Origin of the sequence: Demequina sp., from assembly GCF_047975725.1 — a bacterium.
In the GTDB taxonomy this organism is placed as follows: Bacteria; Actinomycetota; Actinomycetes; order Actinomycetales; family Demequinaceae; genus Demequina.
The window spans coordinates 17,245-33,730 of sequence record NZ_JBKEED010000019.1 but is presented as its reverse complement, the minus strand read 5'-3'; the positions used below and the strand labels follow the sequence as shown (position 1 = coordinate 33,730).

Sequence of the window (16,486 nt, the reverse complement as noted above, 5' to 3'; positions counted from 1 at the left end):
CTAGGCGCTCCCCGCGTCAATCATCTGTCGCAGTTCCTTCTTCAGTTCAGCGATCTCGTCTCTCAGGCGCCCCGCGAGCTCGAACTTGAGTTCAGCGGCCGCCTCATGCATCTGTTCGGACAAGCTCTCGATCAATTCGCTGAGTTCCTCTGCTGGCCGCCCGGCCATGGCCGATGCGCCTGCCGCGGTCCCGCTCTTGCCCTTGGCAGAGCGACCCGCCCGTTCAAGAGTCGACGCCGTGTCGGCATCCTCGCGGGCGAGCATCTCCGTGATGTCGCCGATCCGCTTGCGAAGGGGCGTCGGGTCAATCCCGTTCGCCGTGTTGTACGCGATCTGCATGTCGCGACGACGGTTGGTCTCCTCGATGGCGGTCGCCATCGAGTCGGTGATCGTGTCGGCGTACATGTGGACCTCGCCGGACACGTTACGCGCTGCGCGTCCGATGGTCTGGATGAGCGAGGTTCCCGAGCGCAGGAACCCCTCCTTGTCGGCATCGAGGATCGCCACCAGCGAGACCTCCGGCAAGTCGAGGCCCTCGCGCAACAGGTTGATGCCGACCAGGACGTCGAAGCGGCCCATGCGCAGTTCACGCAACAACTCCACGCGGCGCAACGTGTCCACGTCGGAGTGCAGGTACTCCACCTGCACGTCACGATCAGACAGGTACTCCGTGAGGTCCTCGGCCATCTTCTTGGTGAGCGTCGTCACCAGCACCCGCTCGTCGCGCTCGACACGCTGGCGGATCTGCTCGAGCAGGTCGTCGATCTGGCCCTCGGTGGGCTTGACGACCACCTTGGGGTCCACCAGGCCGGTGGGGCGGATGATCTGCTCGACCACGCCGTCTGCACGCTGAAGCTCGTACTGCCCGGGCGTAGCCGAGAGGTAGACCGTCTGACCGACCCGTTCTTGGAACTCGCCCCACTTGAGGGGACGGTTGTCGAGCGCCGAAGGCAGCCGGAAGCCGTGCTCGACGAGGGTGCGCTTGCGCGAGGCGTCGCCTTCGTACATCGCGCCAATCTGCGGCACCGTCACGTGGGACTCGTCGATGACAAGAAGGAAGTCGTCCGGGAAGTAGTCCAGCAGGGTGTGAGGTGGCGTCCCGACGGCGCGCTGCTCGATGTGCCGCGAGTAGTTCTCGATGCCCGAGCAGGTGCCGACGGAGCGCATCATCTCGAGGTCAAACGTGGTGCGCATCTTGAGCCGCTGCGCCTCCAGGAGCTTGTTCTGACGCTCGAGTTCTTGGAGTCGCTCCTCGAGTTCGAGCTCGATGGTGGAGATCGCCTTGTTCATGCGTTCTACGGACGCCACGTAGTGGGATGCCGGGAAGATGTGCGCCTGCTCACGGCGCTCGATCACGGCACCGGTCAGGGGGTGAAGGGTGTAGATGGCCTCCACCTCATCACCGAAGAACTCGATGCGGATCGCCAGTTCCTCGTAGACCGGGATGATCTCGACGGTGTCGCCCCTGACCCTGAAGGTGCCGCGGGTGAAGGCCAGGTCATTGCGGCTGTACTGCATCTGCACGAACTCACGCAGCAGTCCGTCGCGGTCGAGCACATCCCCGACGCCGAGCACCACCATGCCCTGGATGTACTCCTCAGGCGTTCCCAGGCCGTAGATGCACGACACAGACGAGACCACCACGACGTCCCGGCGCGTCAGTAGCGAGTTCGTCGCCGAGTACCGCAGCCGCTCGACCTCCTCGTTAATCGACGAGTCCTTCTCGATGAAGGTGTCCGTCTGCGGCACGTACGCCTCGGGCTGGTAGTAGTCGTAGTAGCTGACGAAATACTCGACAGCGTTGTGAGGGAGCAGTTCGCGGAACTCCGTGGCGAGCTGCGCGGCGAGGGTCTTGTTGTGGGCCATCACGAGCGTGGGCCGTTGCAAGCGCTCCACGAGCCACGCAGTGGTCGCCGACTTACCGGTACCCGTGGCGCCCAGCAGCACGACGTTCTGCTCCCCCGCCTTGAGGCGAGCGGCGAGGTCGTCGATGGCCTTGGGCTGGTCGCCCGATGGCTTGTACTCCGAGACGACCTCGAAGGGGGCGTTGCTGCGGCGGAGGTCTTCGGACATGGGCTCTACGCTACGCGTCCCCTCCGACAACGGCGTCACGGCGCCGAGGGCACCGTCAGGTTCCAGAACTCATCGACCTGTGCGCGCAACTCGTCTGCACTGCCGTTACCGTCGAGCACCGCATCCGCGAGGGCCGCCCGCTCCCCATCTGACGCCTGCGATGCGATCCTGGCCCGCGCATCGGCCAGGCTCATGCCCCGCGACGTGACGAGCCTGTTCTGTCGCGTCGACTCGTCGGCGGCGATCGCGACTACAAGGTCGTAGTCGTGATCAGACGCGGCCTCGACGAGCAGCGGGATGTCGTGGACGACCACGCTCGCACCGTCTGCCCTCGCGGCCTTGTCGGCCGCCCTCGCCATGGCGAACACGTAGGGGTGGACGATGGCGTCCAACTGCGCCCGCGCGACCGGATCGCTGAACACGATCGCAGCGAGCGCCGCCCGGTCGAGTGCCCCCTCCCGCACCGCGCGATCACCGAACGCCCTGGCGATCTCGACGAGGCCCGCCGATCCAGGCGCGACGGCCCTGCGCGCAAGGTGGTCGTGGTCGACCACCACAGCGCCCAGCTCAGCAAACCTGGCGGAAGCCGTGGACTTGCCAGCGGCGATGCCTCCTGTGAGGCCAATACGCAACATGGCACAGAGTCTCACACCCGGAGGGGCCCGCGCGCCAGTCCCCGGACATGCAACAGGGCCGCGACCCTCGCGGATCGCGGCCCTGTTGTCAGTTGCTGCTAGTTGCCCGTCAGCTTCTCGCGCAGAGCGGCGAGACGCTCGTCCGAGGCCAGCGTGCCGGCGTCGGAGGACTCGTCGTGCGAGGAGTACGAGGCAGTGGCCTCACCCTTCGCACCGCGCTTGCGCGGCGCCGCACCGGTCGACTCGGCCTCGGCGGCCTGCTCGTCCTGCTTGGCGACGAACTGCTTGTGCGCCTCCCAGCGCTCGTGAGCCTTGGCGTACTCCGCCTCCCAGGCCTCGCGCTGCTCGTCGAAGCCTTCGCGCCATTCCTGGGTCTCGGGGTCGAAGCCCTCGGGGTACTTGTAGTTGCCCTGCTCGTCGTACTCGGCGGTCATGCCGTACAGCGCGGGGTCGAAGTCCTCGCCCGCGGGGTCGACACCCTCGTTGGCCTGCTTGATGGACAGCGAGATGCGACGACGCTCGAGGTCGATGTCGATGATCTTGACGAAGACCTCTTCGTCAGCAGCGACAACCTGCTCGGGCAGGTCGACGTGACGCACGGCGAGCTCGGAGATGTGCACCAGGCCCTCGATGCCGTCGAAGACGCGCACGAACGCACCGAACGGCACCAGCTTGGTGACCTTACCCGGAACGATCTGGCCGATCGCGTGGGTACGGGCGTAGACCTCCCACGGGTCCTCCTGCGTCGCCTTGAGCGACAGGGAGACACGCTCGCGGTCCATGTCGATGTCGAGAACCTCGACCTCGACCTCCTGGCCCACGGAGACAACCTCGTTGGGGTGGTCGATGTGCTTCCAGGACAGCTCGGAGACGTGCACGAGGCCGTCAACGCCGCCCAGGTCGACGAACGCACCGAAGTTGACGATCGACGACACGACACCCTTGCGCACCTGGCCGGGAGCCAGCGCGGTGAGGAAGCTCGAACGCACCTCAGACTGCGTCTGCTCAAGGAAGGCACGGCGCGACAGGACCACGTTGTTGCGGTTCTTGTCGAGCTCGATGATCTTCGCCTCGATCTGCTGACCGATGTAGGGGCCGAGGTCGCGCACACGGCGCATCTCGACGAGCGAAGCGGGAAGGAAGCCACGCAGACCGATGTCCACGATCAGACCACCCTTGACGACCTCGATCACGGAACCGGTGACAATACCGTCCTCGTCCTTGATCTTCTCGATCGAGCCCCAGGCGCGCTCGTACTGCGCACGCTTCTTGGACAGGATCAGACGGCCTTCCTTGTCCTCCTTCTGGAGAACGAGGGCCTCGACGGTGTCACCCACGGTGACAACTTCGTCGGGGTCGGCGTCGTGGCGGATCGACAGCTCGCGAACGGGGATGACGCCCTCGGTCTTGTAGCCGATGTCGAGCAGGACCTCGTCACGGTCAACCTTGACGATGGTGCCCTCGACGAGGTCACCGTCGTCGAAGTTCTTGATAGTCGCGTCAATGGCGGCGAGGAAGTCCTCACTCGAGCCGATGTCGTTGACGGCGATGGGGGTGGACTCGGGGGTGGATACGGACATTAAGGAGTAGCTCCGATGGATGGTGGATGAAGGAATGGAAATGTACTTGCGGAACCGCGCGCGGGCGCACGAGACCGACGTTCATCCTACCGGGCGAACGCCCAGCACACAAAGGCAGTGGTGCGGACTGTTACTCAGTCGAGATCTTCGCGGATGCTCTGGATGATATCCGTCGTCGACACCTCGGCCGTGCGTGGCAGGTACACCACCTCGCACAGCTCCTTGTAGTGGTCGAACTTTCCGGCCCAGTCATCGCCCATGACGAGCACGTCAGCCTGGTGCTCCTTGATGTACTCGCCCTTGAGTTCGAGCGACTCCTCCACGAACACCTCGTCGACACAGGCCAGCGACTTCACAATCGCCATGCGGTGTTCTTCCCGGTAAACGGGGTTGCGGCCCTTCTTGGAGTAGTTGAGCGCATCGGAGGACACCCCCACCGTCAGGTGGTCGCCGAGCGACGCCGCGCGCATGAGCACGTTGACGTGGCCGATGTGGAACAGGTCGAAGGTACCGAAGGTCAGCACGCGAGTCATGGCCCCAAGGATAGGCGTACGCGTTCACCTCTCCGTCATCTCCCCTGCGCCAGACCTATACTCGCGACGTGCGTACCGGCCCCTTCACCAGCGCGATCCGTCGCCTGAGTTCCTCGGCAACCCGCGTGGGCCGGGCCGTCCAGGACCGCACGCTCGGCCGCTGGTACTACGCCCGACTTCCCCTCGATCCCTCCTTGGTGGCCTATACGAGCGGCTGGCATCGCGCGCCCCGCGGCAATCCGCTCGCAGTTTTCGAGGCGCAGCAGCGGCTTGCCCCCGAGTTCCGTGCGGTGTGGATCGTGCGCGCCGAGGACGAACATCTGGTTCCCGCTGGCGTGACCCATGTACGGCCTCGAACGCTCGCGGCCCTGAAGGTCGAAGCCACCGCCCGCGCCATCATCGACGACTCGAGTCCGTACTGGAGCGTCCGCGCACCCCGCGGTCAGGTCTACGTCCAGACCCATCACGGCACCGCGCTCAAGTACATGGGGGCCGACCGCACCTATTCCGGGGATTGCCCCGCGAACGAGACCATCACGACCATGCACCGGCGCTGCCAGCGCTGGACCTACAGCCTCTCGACCAGCGAGTATCTGACCGAGGTGTGGCAGCGCGCGTACGCCTGCGACGCGACCATGCTCGCCACCGGTTTTCCTCGCAACGACCGACTGCTGAGCGCCACCGACAACGACCGCGCGCAAGCACGCGCACGGCTTGGGCTCGGCGAGGACGACGTCGCCGTTCTCTATATGCCCACGTGGCGTGATCGCGCCGGCGTCCGCGAACAGGGCCTCGACGTCGAGGCCGTCGCTGCGGCGCTTCCCGCACACCTGAAGCTCTTGGTGCGCGACCACTACTACCACGACCACACGCGCCGCGACCTGGCCTCGGACAAGGTCACCGACGTGTCCGAGGGCTGGCAAGTCGAGGACCTCTATCTCGCGTCCGATGCGCTGGTGACCGACTACTCATCGGCGATGTTCGACTACTGCCTGCTGGACCGGCCCATCGTGCTGCTGTGCGACGACTGGGACGACTACCGACAGTCGCGGGGAGCGTACTTTGACATCACCGCGGACGCCCCCGGCCAGGTCGTCATGACGGCCGATGCGCTGGTCGAGTCGCTCGATTCCGGCACCTTTGCGGCTCGCCAGTACGCTCAGCGACGCGCATCGTTCCGCGAGCGGTTCGCCACCTACGAAGGCGGGACCGCCGCCGAAGCCATCGTGCGGATCGCGTTGCTTGGCGAGAGTCCTGGCCCCTGGATCGCTCCCCCACCCACCGCGACTCATCCCGCAGGTTGGACCACGCACCCTCCCGTGCGGCCGGACTCGACCGACCACTAGGGTGGCGCGCTCGGCCGAGCTTCCGCCAAGGAAACGACAACGCCGCCCGGCCACCTCGCGGCGGCACGGACGGCGTCAGTCGATCAATATTTACAGTCCCCAGGCCGTCTGCAGCAGCTCATTGGGCACGTACTTGGTCTTGCCTGCCATGACGTCAAAGTCGAGCATCTCGATGTGCTCGCCACGCAGCGCTGAGTAGGTGCCGAAGTTGCCCTCAGCCGCAGCGTCGATAGCCGCCACACCAAACCGCGTGGCCAGCAGGCGGTCGGCCGCCGTGGGCACGCCACCGCGCTGGACGTAGCCCAGGGTCGTCAGGCGGCTCGGGAAGCCCGTGATGCGCTCGATCGCGCGCGTGACCTGCATGCCCACCTGACCTGCGATGGGGTTGCCCTTTTCGTCGAGGGTCTCGGAGGCGTCCCAGGCGCTGCCTTCGGCCGGCACGGCACCCTCGGCCACCGCGACGATCGAGAAGTTCTTGTAGCGGTGGCGGTGACGGATCTTGCGGCCGATCTGCTCGATGTCGAACGGCGACTCGGGGGCGAGCACGATGTCCGCACCACCGGCGATACCTGCCGTGACGGCAATCCAACCGCAGTGCCGGCCCATGAGCTCGACCACCATGACGCGGTTGTGCGACTCAGCGGTCGAATGCAAGCGGTCAATCGCCTCCGTGGCGATCGTGACGGCGGTGTCGAAGCCGATCGAGGCGTCGGTGCCCACCACGTCGTTGTCGATCGTCTTGGGGATGCCGATCACGGGGACGCCGGACTTGTTGACCTTGGAGGCCGCACGCAGAGTGCCGTCGCCTCCAATGCAGATCAGAGCGTCGAGCTTCTCGTCAGCAACGGTCTGCTGAACGGCCTCGATGCCGCCGTCGACCTTGTGAGGGTGGCAGCGTGCCGTGCCCAGCATGGTGCCGCCGTGAACGAGGATGCCGCTCACGTCGTCCCGCGTCAGCGGCACGGCGTCACCGTCGATGACCCCCTGCCAACCGTTGCGGAAGCCCACGATGGACATTCCGTGTTCGGCAGTGCCGCGCTTAACGACGGCTCGGATAGCAGCATTCAGGCCGGGGCAGTCTCCGCCTCCGGTGAGGATTCCTACGCGCATGGCTCCAACTCTAGTGTCCGGCCGATCGCCAGTCCTTGCCCCGGCCGACATTCACGTCAAGGGGCACGGACAGGTCACCGGCAGCGTGCATCTCTTCGACGAGAATGGCTTCGACCGCATCTGCCTCGCCTGACGCGACTTCGACCACGAGTTCATCATGCACCTGAAGGAGCTGTCGCGACGCGAGACGTTGGTCCCTCAGCGCCTTGTCGACGCCGAGCATTGCCTTCTTGATGAGGTCCGCAGCGCTTCCCTGAATGGGGGCATTGAGCGCCACGCGCTCAGCGATGTCCCGGCGCTGGCGGTTGGTCGAGTTGAGATCAGGGATATAGCGCCTGCGGCCAAGGATCGTCTCGGTGTAGCCCACCTCTCGGGCCCTGTCCACCACAGTCTTGAGGTAGTCGCGCACACCGCCAAAACGATGGAAGTAGTCGTCCATGAGGGCCTGGGCTTCTCCCACCGGCACCGATAGCTGACGCGCGAGGCCGTAGGGAGACAACCCGTACGCAAGGCCGTAGCTCATGGCCTTGACCTTGGAGCGCATCTCAGCGCTGACGTCTTGCGGCTCGACTCCGAACACCCGCGCGCCCACAAAGCGGTGCAGGTCCTCCCCCGCCTTGAACGCCTCAATCAGCCCCTCGTCACCGGACAGGTGAGCCATGATGCGCATCTCAACTTGGCTGTAGTCCGCGGTCAGCAGCGTCTCGTACCCCTCGCCGACGACGAAGGCTTCGCGAATGCGGTGGCCTTCCTCGGTACGGATCGGGATGTTCTGCAGGTTGGGGTCCTTGGAGCTGAGCCGTCCGGTCGACGCCACCACTTGGGAGAACGTCGTGTGAATGCGCCCGTCATCGCGGATGGCCTGATTCAGCGTGTCGATGATCTGACCGAGCTTGGCCGCGTCCCTGTGCGCAAGCAGCGCCTCAAGGAACGGGTGAGGGCTCTTTGCCTGGAGCTCAACGAGCGATGCGGCGTCGGTCGTGTACCCCGTCTTGATCTTCTTGGTCTTGGGCATCCCCAGGCGGACGAACAGCACCTCTTGCAACTGCTTGGGCGAGCCGAGGTTCACCTCGTCGCCCCCGATCGCCTCGTAGGCCGCTGCGGCGGCCTGATCCGCCCGTGCCCGCGCCGCATCGGCAAGCGACCCCAGGTGCGTGCGATCGATCGCGACGCCCGCGTGCTCCATGCCGGCCAGGGCTCCGATCAACGGGATCTCAATCTCCCGGTACAGGTCGCCCATGCCGCGCTCGTCGACCTCTGTCGTGAGGGTGGTGGCCAGGAGAGCGACCTGCGCGGCTGTCGTGCCAGCGCTGAGCGCAACGCCACCGCCAAGGCCGAGGTCCAACTCGCCGCCACCTGTTTCAGCGCCCGCCGGCACACCGAGGAAGCGCTGAAGCACGGAGTCGAGGTCGAAGCCCCGCTGGTCGGCGTTGACGAGGAACGCGGCAATTTGGGTGTCGCCGACCACTCCTGCGAGGTTGATCCCCCGCGCTTGGAGCGAATGCCAGGCGTCCTTGGCACCATGCAGAGTCTTCTCCACCGTGGCGTCCTCGAGCCAGCCCTTGAGCGCAGACTCCTGCGCGGCGCTCAGGCCTGCGAGATCGATGCCCCACACCCCCGCGTCAGTGGCAACACCCAGGCCCCACGCGTCCGCATCGGCACCGATCTTGCCGTCGACGTGAAGGACCACCGGCCCTGTCAGTCCGGTCACGGCCTCGACGGCGCCCTCGGTGACCACCTCAATGGCCCCGTCGGCGGGCGGCGCTTGATCCTGGCCCTGCGCTCCCCCGCCCGCCACGAACGGCAGCAGCCGGTCGCGAAGGGTGCGGAACTGCAACGCATCGCACACCTCGTGGATCGCCGCGGCATCGCCGCCCCGGAACTCGAGCTCGTCGACCGTCAGCGGCACCTCGAGGTCGGTGAGCAAGTGATTGAGTTCACGGTTCAGGCGCACCTGGTCGAGGTGATCCCGCAGGCTTTGTCCTGCCTTGCCGGGAACGTCCTCGGCGCTGTCGAGAATCTGGGGCAAGCCACCGTAGATCCCGATCCACTTCGCGGCTGTCTTGGGCCCGACCCCTGGCACTCCGGGAAGGTTGTCCGAGGTCTCGCCAACGAGCGCCGCGAGGTCCGGGTACTGCTCGGGCCGCACTCCGTACTTCTCCTGCACCGCCTCGGGAGTGAAATGGACCAGGTCGGAGACCCCCTTGCGGGGGTACAGCAAGGTCACGTCCCCGTTGACCAGCTGAATGGTGTCGCGGTCGCCGGACACGACGAGCACACGCATGCCTGCGGCGCGCCCCAGCGTGGAGTACGTCGCCAGCAGGTCGTCGGCCTCGTAGCGCGGCTTGTCCACGGCCGCGACGCCCAGCGCCGTGAGCACCTCCCGGATCAGCGGGACTTGCGGCTCGAACTCGGGCGGCGTCTCGTCGCGGGTGCCCTTGTAGCTGGGCAGTTGCTCGGTGCGAAACGTTCCTCCGGGCAGGTCGAAAGCAACTGCCACGTGGGTGGGCTGATGGTCGCGCATCAGGGTCGCGAGCATGCTCGTGAATCCGTACACCGCGTTGGTCGACACGCCGGTGGAGGTCGCGAAATTCTCGACTGGTAAACCGAAGAAGGCCCTAAAGGCCATGGACAATCCGTCGATCAGCAGCAGTGTTGGCCTGTCTTGTGCACTCACTGTGCCAACCTATCCCCTATGGCCGACAACAACGATGTGTCGCTCGCCGCTTCCACGGCGGGCACCCTGCTGGAACGCATGGGTATCACCCTGGAGTCAGTGACCGCCGAGCGGGCCGAGGGGACGATGCCCGTCGCGGGTAACACCCAGCCGTATGGACTGCTCCACGGCGGCGCCTCTGCGGTGCTCGCGGAGACGCTCGGCTCGTATGCCGCCGTCGCCCGCGCCGCGCCAGACGGCATCGCGGTCGGCGTGGAGTTGAACATCACGCATCACCGCTCAGTACGCGAGGGCGCCGTCCGTGGAGTGGCCACGGCGCTGCACCTGGGACGGTCTATCGCGACCTACAGCATCACCATTTCCGACGATCAGGACCAACTGGTCGCTACTGCTCGATTGACGTGCATGTTGAAAACATCCCGGTAACACACGGGGTCTACAGTGACGCCCAAACGGAGGGGACAACGGTGATCACGAAACCCGATAAGCGCCTGATCAGGGGCGCCGCGCTGCTGCTGATCTGCGCCGCAGCGTTCATTGTCGCGACATTCGTCCTGGGCGATGCCCCCGCAGCGGCGGAGGTCACTACCCCCGCCGTGCCCGCGGGTACGCCCACGTCGGTGCTCGTGATTCAGAACACCATCAACGGGCTCGCGTTCGGGGTGCTCCTCGCGCTCGCCGCGGTAGGGCTGTCGCTGATCTACGGAACAACAGGGCTGAGCAACTTCGCCCACGGTGAGCAGGTCACATTCGGTGGCCTGCTCACTTTTTTCTTGAGCACCACCCAGGAGGTGAGTATCCCTCTGGTGCCCGGCACCTTCACCATCGGCTGGCCGCTGCCCATCGCGGCAGTGGTGGCGATCATCATCGCCGGCGGTACAGGATGGCTCCAAGATCGGTTCTTGTGGAACCCTCTTCGCCGACGCCGCGTCGCCGTGATCCAGCAGATGATCGTCAGCATCGGCCTCTCACTCGCACTGCTGAACCTGTGGCAGTGGTGGATGGGCGCGAGCCGTCACCGCCTGACCACCAGCACGGGCGGGCGCATCACCTTTGGTGACTTCTACATCGGAACCCAGACACTGATGTCCGTGGTCATCGCTGCCATCGCGCTGCTGGGTGTGGCGCTGTTCTTGCTCTACACCCGCCGCGGTCGCGCCACCCGTGCCATCGCCGACAACCCGGCCCTCGCCGCGGCCTCGGGCATCCGCGTGGACGGCATCATCCGGCTCGTGTGGGTCATGGCCTGCGCCCTCGCGGCGCTCGGCGGCATCCTGCTCGCGCTGTTCGACCAGGGCGTCGGATTCGACTCCGGCGCGCGCATTCTGCTGCTGATGTTCGCCGCCGTCACCCTGGGCGGCCTTGGCCAGGCCTTTGGCGCGCTCGTGGGTGCCTTGGTGGTGGGGGTGGTCGCAGAGGTCTCGACCGTCGTGATCGCACCCGACATGCGCTACGCCTCTGCCCTCGCCATCCTCATCATCGTGTTGCTTGTCAGACCTCAAGGAATCTTGGGACAGAAGGAGCGGGTGGGCTGACATGGACATTCTCATCAACGCCCTCGACCAGATGTTCACCCCCGCGACGGCGGCCTTCGCCATCGCAGCGATCGGGCTGAACTTCCACTTTGGACTCACGGGCCTGCTCAACATGGGCCAGGCGGGCTTCATGCTCCTGGGCATGTACGGCTACGCCATCTCCGTCCGCGAGGGCCTTCCCATGTGGGCCGCACTTCTCGTGGCGATGGGCGCCGCCATCGTCTTTGGCTTGCTGCTGGGATGGCCCACCCTCAAACTGCGCGGCGACTATCTGGCGATCGTCACGATCGCCGCCGCGGAGATCGTGCGCTACGCCGGTCGCTCCAACACGCTGGTCAATGTCACGGGAGGCTCGCTCGGCATCAAAGGCCGGGACTACAAGGATCCGTTCGAGGCGCTGTCTCCCTTCCCCGACGAACGCTTGACGGTTGGTCCATTCACGTACCACGGGACGTCATCTGACTCCTGGTGGTTGCGAGTCGTGGCGTGGGGCCTCGTGTTCCTCCTGCTCGCGATCTTCTGGCGGCTGTCGAATTCTCCGTGGGGTCGGGTGCTCAAGGGCATCCGCGAAGACGAGGACGCCGTCCGCTCGCTCGGCAAGAACGTGTACTGGTACAAGATGCAGGCGCTCATCATTGGTGGCGTCATTGGTGCGCTAGGCGGCGTGATCTGGGCCCATGGCAGTGCTGTGGTCGCGGACTCGATGGGACGCCCCACGACCTTCTGGATCTGGACCATCCTGCTGCTCGGCGGGGCCGCCACCGTGCTGGGGCCCGTCGTCGGATCCATCGTCTTCTGGTCCGCGCTGTCGCTCGTGAGGGCCCTCGCCAAGGCCTTCATCCCGGAGAGCATCATGCCTGCCACGGTGATCGAGCCGTTCGGGCTCACGCTCGTGGGCGTCGGCCTGATCCTGCTCGTGGTGTTCAGACCGCAAGGCATCCTCGGCAACAAGAAGGAGCTGGCGTTCCATGCTTGATCCCACTGCATTCGTCGACGTCGCACACGAGTCCGGCGTGGCCAAGCGCGACCCCATTTTGGTCGCCAACGGCGTGGTGCGCCGCTTTGGCGGCCTCACCGCGGTCGACGTGAACCACTTCGAGGTCCAGCGCCACACCATCACCGCGCTCATTGGCCCCAACGGTGCAGGCAAGTCCACCTTCTTCAACCTGCTCACGAGTTTCGACCAGGCGCAAGAGGGCTCCGGCACCTTCAACGGCAAGCCGCTGCGCAAAGTGCAGCCTCACAAGGTCGCGCGCATGGGCATGGTACGTACCTTCCAGCTCACCAAGGCGCTCCAAGGCATGACCGTCATGGAGAACATGCGCCTTGGCGCACAACAGCAGCCGGGCGAGAGCCTGCTGACGGCCTTTGTGCCTCCCCTGTGGACCAAGCGGGAAAAGGAGATCACCGAGCAGGCACACGAATTGCTGGACCGCTTCAAGCTCTATGACAAGCGCGATGAGTCGGCCGGGGTCCTGTCAGGCGGCCAGCGCAAGTTGCTCGAGATGGCACGGGCCCTGATGTCCAAGCCCGAGATGGTCATGCTCGACGAGCCTATGGCGGGCGTGAACCCGGCACTCACCGAGTCGCTGCTCGATCACATCATCGAGCTCAAGAACGAAGGCATGACAGTCCTGTTCGTGGAACACGACATGCACATGGTCCGGCGCATCTCCGACTGGGTGGCCGTGATGGCGCAGGGCAAGCTCATCGCCGAGGGCCCTTCTGACGTTGTCATGCAGAACCCCGCAGTCCAAGACGCCTATCTTGGCGAGCACCATGACACTGATCTCTCGGAGGAGCGCTGATGGCACCGACTGACGGCCCCCTGATCGTCGCCAAGGACGTGTTCGCTGGGTACATCCCTGGAGTGAGCATCCTCAACGGTTGCTCGCTCGAGGTCGCCAAGGGCGAGCTGATTGGCATTATTGGCCCCAACGGTGCCGGCAAGTCGACGCTGCTGAAGGCGCTGTTTGGGCTGGTGCCCGTCACGTCGGGGGCCTTCACCCTCGACGGCGACGACATCACGGGCCTGCGCGCCGACCAGTTGGTGAAGCGCGGCATCGGCTTCGTGCCGCAGACCAACAATGTGTTCCCGTCGCTGACCATCGAGGAGAACCTTGAGATGGGCGCCTACCAGCGTCCCAAGTCGTTCAAGGAGCGCCTCGAGGTCATCGGCGACCTGTTCCCCGTGCTCATCGAGCGCAAGAGCCAACGCGCTGGCTCGCTATCGGGCGGCGAACGTCAGATGGTCGCGATGGCCCGCGCGCTGATGATGGATCCCAAGGTGCTGCTGCTCGACGAGCCCAGCGCCGGCCTGTCCCCCGCTCGCCAAGACGAGACCTTCGTGCGCACGCGCGCCATCAACGCGACCGGCGTGACAGTGATCATGGTCGAGCAGAACGCCCGTCGCTGCCTGCAAATCTGCGACCGGGGCTATGTCCTCGATCAGGGCACTGCGGCCTACACCGCGACTGGGCAGCAACTCCTCAAGGACCCCAAGGTGATCGAGCTCTACCTCGGCACCCTGGGGGCCTGACAGCCCCACACGACAACGGGCCGATGCGCGGGAAGCCCCTCGCGCATCGGCCCTCTCGCTTGCCTGTCCCTGACACACGAGAAATGGCCCCCTCGCCCTGATGGGCGAGGGGGCCAGTCGTTCTCAGTCGCTCAGAGCCTCAGCTCACTCAGCGGCTGCCTCCCAGAACACCTCGTCCACGCGCTGCGGGACATTGTTCTCGTCGTACTGCCACACACCGATGATGGCGGTCGTGGGGTCGTTGTCCTCGTTAAATGGGCCAGACGCGGACAGGCTGTTGTAGTCGATCTCCTCGCCGGCCTCGATGAGTTCGGAGCACTCGACCCAACCGGTGCACTCAGTGCCACCGTTCGTGCCCGAGACGGCCGCCATGTTGTCCTTGATGACGTCGGGGTCGGACGAGCCGCCCTTGAGCGCCGCCAGCGCGACCAACATGACCGCGTCATAGGACTCGTTGGCGTACGACACGTCGGTGAGGACGTCGCCGTGTGCCTCGTCCAGGCGGGCCTTGAACTCTTCCGTCGGGGCGGAACCAGGGATGGTGCCCTTGCCTCCCTCGAGGGTGCCGGGCTCGAACGCCTCGGACCAGTCGGAGGTGTTGCCGTCGGACATGTACACCTTGGTCATGTCATAGCCGGCGGCGTCGATCTGAGGAACAATCTGAGCCGTCACATCGAACGCGATCATCAAGATGGCATCCGGGTTCGTGGCGAGCGCCCCCTCGACGTTGGCAGCAAAGTTGCCACCTGCCGGGTCGACCTCCTCGCCGGAGTTGCCGTACGTGATGGTGCCGCCCGCTGCCTCAACGGTCTCCTTCACGACGTCACGGAACGAAACGCCGTAGTCGTCGCCCTGCACGAGGATTGCGATGTTCTGCGCGCCCTCGGACATCATCAGGTCGGCCACGGCGGCACCCTGAGCGGTGTCCGGCGGCGCGGTGCGGAAGTAGTACTCGGAGTAGCCACTGAGCGAAGTCGACGTGTTCGCAGGCGACACCATGACGATGCCAGCGGCGTCAACGTCGTCGATCACGAGCGACGTCGAGGCGGACGAAGCCGCCCCGATGATCGCCGAGACCTCAGCGTTGATGAGCTCCTGGATGGACTGGTCACCGATCGACGGGTTGTTGGCATCGTGCGAGTCGGTCGACAGCAGTTCGACATCGGCGCCAAAGATGCCGCCCGCCTCATTGATCTCGTCGATGGCCACCTGGACGCCTGCGATCTCAGGAGGACCAAGGAAGGCCAGCGTTCCGGTGATGGGCAGGAAGGTGCCGATCTTGAGCGGGTCACCCGACGCTGCATTGCCGGGGTCATCGCTCGTCGCGGGGTCACTGGGATCGCTAGAACACGCTGCGAGGGTAAGGGCCGCAACTGCGGCGAGTCCGACGCCGCGGCCGATGGAATTCCACCTTGCCATGTTGATTCCTCCACACCGGCGAAACCTCCGCCAGTCCATAGACCCCAGGGACTCTCCCCGGTCGCCTTGTGGTCACGCTAGCGAAACGACGTTTCCGATGTGGGTCCCGATCATCACAATTTCGTGACCTCTCGGGGATCAAAGGGCACAAAACGCCCTGGTGTAGTGGTGTCGCGCACGAATCCGGCGCGACCTCGGGACTACTTCTTGGCCCCGCCCATTTGGTCGATGACGGCCTCTGCCACCTCGCGCATGGTCAGTCGACGGTCCATCGAGGTCTTCTGGATCCACCGGAAGGCCTCGGGCTCGTTCAGCCGCATGTTCTCCATCAGCAGACCCTTGGCGCGCTCCACCTTCTTGCGGGTGTCCATGCGCTCAGTGATGTCGGCAATCTCAGACTCGAGCGCGCGGATCTCCGCAAAGCGCGACGCAGCGATCTCGACCGCGGGCAGCAGGTCTGCGGGGGTGAAGGGCTTGACGACGTAGGCCATGGCGCCTGCGTCGCGCGCACGCTCCACGAGTTCCGTCTGGCTGAAGGCCGTCAGCAGGACCACGGGGGCGACGCGCTCGGCGGCGATCTTCTCTGCTGCCGTGATGCCGTCCATGACGGGCATCTTGATGTCCATGACGACAACATCGGGCTTGTGCTCGAGCGCGAGGGCAACGCCCTCCTCGCCGTTGGCTCCTTCACCGACGACGTCGTAGCCGGCCTCAGTCAAGGTCTCCACGATGTCCATACGGATGAGAGCCTCATCCTCGGCGACCACCGCGCGGCGCTTCTTGGCGGCGGTGGGCTCAGCGGCGGTGTCGTTCACGTCAGTCACCCCCCTACCCTACTGTCCGCAAGGCCCTGGTTCTCAACTTCTGCGCCGCGTTTTCTCGTCACCGGCGCATCGTGTCGCCCGGCCCGTCCGCGAACCGCTAACCTTGACTCGCCGCCCCGATAGCCCAACGGCAGAGGCAAACGGCTCAAACCCGTTCCAGTGTGGGTTCGAATCCCACTCGGGGCACGCATGCGCGCTACTGCGCGTGGCTACCG

14 protein-coding genes and 1 tRNA gene are annotated in these 16,486 nt (G+C 65.5%); 7 read left to right on the top strand and 8 right to left on the bottom strand.

Annotated features, from left to right (window positions below; translation table 11 throughout):
- From uvrB to ACK5NO_RS06055, 4 genes are all read right to left on the bottom strand, one after another.
- A complete protein-coding gene (gene uvrB / locus ACK5NO_RS06070; protein WP_416811767.1) occupies positions 1 to 2,073 on the bottom strand; it encodes an excinuclease ABC subunit UvrB in 2,073 nt (690 codons plus the stop codon).
- Positions 2,074 to 2,108: 35 nt separating this feature from the next.
- A complete protein-coding gene (coaE, locus tag ACK5NO_RS06065; protein ID WP_416811766.1) occupies positions 2,109 to 2,708 on the bottom strand; it encodes a dephospho-CoA kinase in 600 nt (199 codons plus the stop codon).
- A gap of 98 nt (positions 2,709 to 2,806) precedes the next feature.
- The gene (gene rpsA, locus ACK5NO_RS06060; protein ID WP_416811765.1) at positions 2,807 to 4,288 is read right to left on the bottom strand and encodes a 30S ribosomal protein S1; all 1,482 of its coding nucleotides are present in this window, start codon (positions 4,286 to 4,288) and stop codon (positions 2,807 to 2,809) included.
- Positions 4,289 to 4,422: 134 nt separating this feature from the next.
- Positions 4,423 to 4,821, bottom strand: coding sequence for an adenylyltransferase/cytidyltransferase family protein (locus tag ACK5NO_RS06055; RefSeq protein ID WP_416811764.1), 399 nt, complete (start codon positions 4,819 to 4,821; stop codon positions 4,423 to 4,425).
- Positions 4,822 to 4,889: 68 nt separating this feature from the next.
- Here ACK5NO_RS06055 and ACK5NO_RS06050 point away from each other — a divergent pair, with 68 nt between their 5' ends.
- A complete protein-coding gene (locus ACK5NO_RS06050) occupies positions 4,890 to 6,167 on the top strand; it encodes a CDP-glycerol glycerophosphotransferase family protein (RefSeq protein ID WP_416811763.1) in 1,278 nt (425 codons plus the stop codon).
- Between the two features lie 90 nt (positions 6,168 to 6,257).
- On the opposite strand, the gene ACK5NO_RS06045 is transcribed toward ACK5NO_RS06050, so the two are convergent.
- Positions 6,258 to 7,277, bottom strand: a complete 1,020-nt coding sequence (locus ACK5NO_RS06045) for a 6-phosphofructokinase (RefSeq protein WP_416811762.1) — start codon at positions 7,275 to 7,277, stop codon at positions 6,258 to 6,260.
- A 10-nt stretch (positions 7,278 to 7,287) separates the two neighbouring features.
- The gene (gene polA / locus ACK5NO_RS06040) at positions 7,288 to 9,954 is read right to left on the bottom strand and encodes a DNA polymerase I (RefSeq protein ID WP_416811761.1); all 2,667 of its coding nucleotides are present in this window, start codon (positions 9,952 to 9,954) and stop codon (positions 7,288 to 7,290) included.
- A gap of 18 nt (positions 9,955 to 9,972) precedes the next feature.
- Between polA and ACK5NO_RS06035 the strand changes: the two genes are divergently transcribed.
- The 5 genes from ACK5NO_RS06035 to ACK5NO_RS06015 are packed head-to-tail and all read left to right on the top strand — an operon-like array spanning position 9,973 to position 14,028.
- On the top strand, positions 9,973 to 10,380 hold the full coding sequence (locus tag ACK5NO_RS06035) for a PaaI family thioesterase (RefSeq protein ID WP_416811760.1): 408 nt from the start codon (positions 9,973 to 9,975) through the stop codon (positions 10,378 to 10,380).
- Positions 10,381 to 10,421: 41 nt separating this feature from the next.
- The gene (locus tag ACK5NO_RS06030) at positions 10,422 to 11,489 is read left to right on the top strand and encodes a branched-chain amino acid ABC transporter permease (RefSeq protein ID WP_416811759.1); all 1,068 of its coding nucleotides are present in this window, start codon (positions 10,422 to 10,424) and stop codon (positions 11,487 to 11,489) included.
- Position 11,490: 1 nt separating this feature from the next.
- The gene (locus ACK5NO_RS06025) at positions 11,491 to 12,465 is read left to right on the top strand and encodes a branched-chain amino acid ABC transporter permease (RefSeq protein ID WP_416811758.1); all 975 of its coding nucleotides are present in this window, start codon (positions 11,491 to 11,493) and stop codon (positions 12,463 to 12,465) included.
- Entirely contained in the window at positions 12,458 to 13,297 is an 840-nt protein-coding gene (locus tag ACK5NO_RS06020; RefSeq protein WP_416811757.1) for an ABC transporter ATP-binding protein, read from the top strand. Before ACK5NO_RS06025 ends, ACK5NO_RS06020 begins: the two co-directional genes overlap by 8 nt.
- Positions 13,297 to 14,028: an ABC transporter ATP-binding protein gene (locus ACK5NO_RS06015; RefSeq protein ID WP_416811756.1), complete on the top strand. Its 732-nt coding sequence runs from the start codon at positions 13,297 to 13,299 to the stop codon at positions 14,026 to 14,028. The genes ACK5NO_RS06020 and ACK5NO_RS06015 overlap by 1 nt, the downstream gene beginning before the upstream one ends.
- Positions 14,029 to 14,172: 144 nt before the next feature.
- On the opposite strand, the gene ACK5NO_RS06010 is transcribed toward ACK5NO_RS06015, so the two are convergent.
- Positions 14,173 to 15,447 (bottom strand): ABC transporter substrate-binding protein, encoded by a 1,275-nt coding sequence (locus tag ACK5NO_RS06010; protein WP_416811755.1) that lies wholly within the window; start codon positions 15,445 to 15,447, stop codon positions 14,173 to 14,175.
- 200 nt (positions 15,448 to 15,647) lie between these two features.
- Complete coding sequence (locus ACK5NO_RS06005; protein ID WP_416811754.1) at positions 15,648 to 16,271, bottom strand: ANTAR domain-containing response regulator; 624 nt, start codon at positions 16,269 to 16,271, stop codon at positions 15,648 to 15,650.
- A gap of 113 nt (positions 16,272 to 16,384) precedes the next feature.
- Between ACK5NO_RS06005 and ACK5NO_RS06000 the strand changes: the two genes are divergently transcribed.
- Positions 16,385 to 16,457 (top strand) — tRNA-Leu (locus tag ACK5NO_RS06000).
- The last annotated feature ends 29 nt before the right edge of the window (positions 16,458 to 16,486 follow it).

What these genes read in the sequence shown, in the direction of transcription:
- uvrB (WP_416811767.1), bottom strand. Translation starts at nt 2,073, where the DNA reads ATGTCCGAAGACCTCCGCCGCAGCAACGCCCCCTTCGAGGTCGTCTCG.
- coaE (WP_416811766.1), bottom strand. Translation starts at nt 2,708, where the DNA reads ATGTTGCGTATTGGCCTCACAGGAGGCATCGCCGCTGGCAAGTCCACG.
- rpsA (WP_416811765.1), bottom strand. Translation starts at nt 4,288, where the DNA reads ATGTCCGTATCCACCCCCGAGTCCACCCCCATCGCCGTCAACGACATC.
- ACK5NO_RS06055 (WP_416811764.1), bottom strand. Translation starts at nt 4,821, where the DNA reads ATGACTCGCGTGCTGACCTTCGGTACCTTCGACCTGTTCCACATCGGC.
- ACK5NO_RS06045 (WP_416811762.1), bottom strand. Translation starts at nt 7,277, where the DNA reads ATGCGCGTAGGAATCCTCACCGGAGGCGGAGACTGCCCCGGCCTGAAT.
- ACK5NO_RS06035 (WP_416811760.1), top strand. Translation starts at nt 9,973, where the DNA reads ATGGCCGACAACAACGATGTGTCGCTCGCCGCTTCCACGGCGGGCACC.
- ACK5NO_RS06025 (WP_416811758.1), top strand. Translation starts at nt 11,491, where the DNA reads ATGGACATTCTCATCAACGCCCTCGACCAGATGTTCACCCCCGCGACG.
- ACK5NO_RS06020 (WP_416811757.1), top strand. Translation starts at nt 12,458, where the DNA reads ATGCTTGATCCCACTGCATTCGTCGACGTCGCACACGAGTCCGGCGTG.
- ACK5NO_RS06015 (WP_416811756.1), top strand. Translation starts at nt 13,297, where the DNA reads ATGGCACCGACTGACGGCCCCCTGATCGTCGCCAAGGACGTGTTCGCT.
- ACK5NO_RS06010 (WP_416811755.1), bottom strand. Translation starts at nt 15,447, where the DNA reads ATGGCAAGGTGGAATTCCATCGGCCGCGGCGTCGGACTCGCCGCAGTT.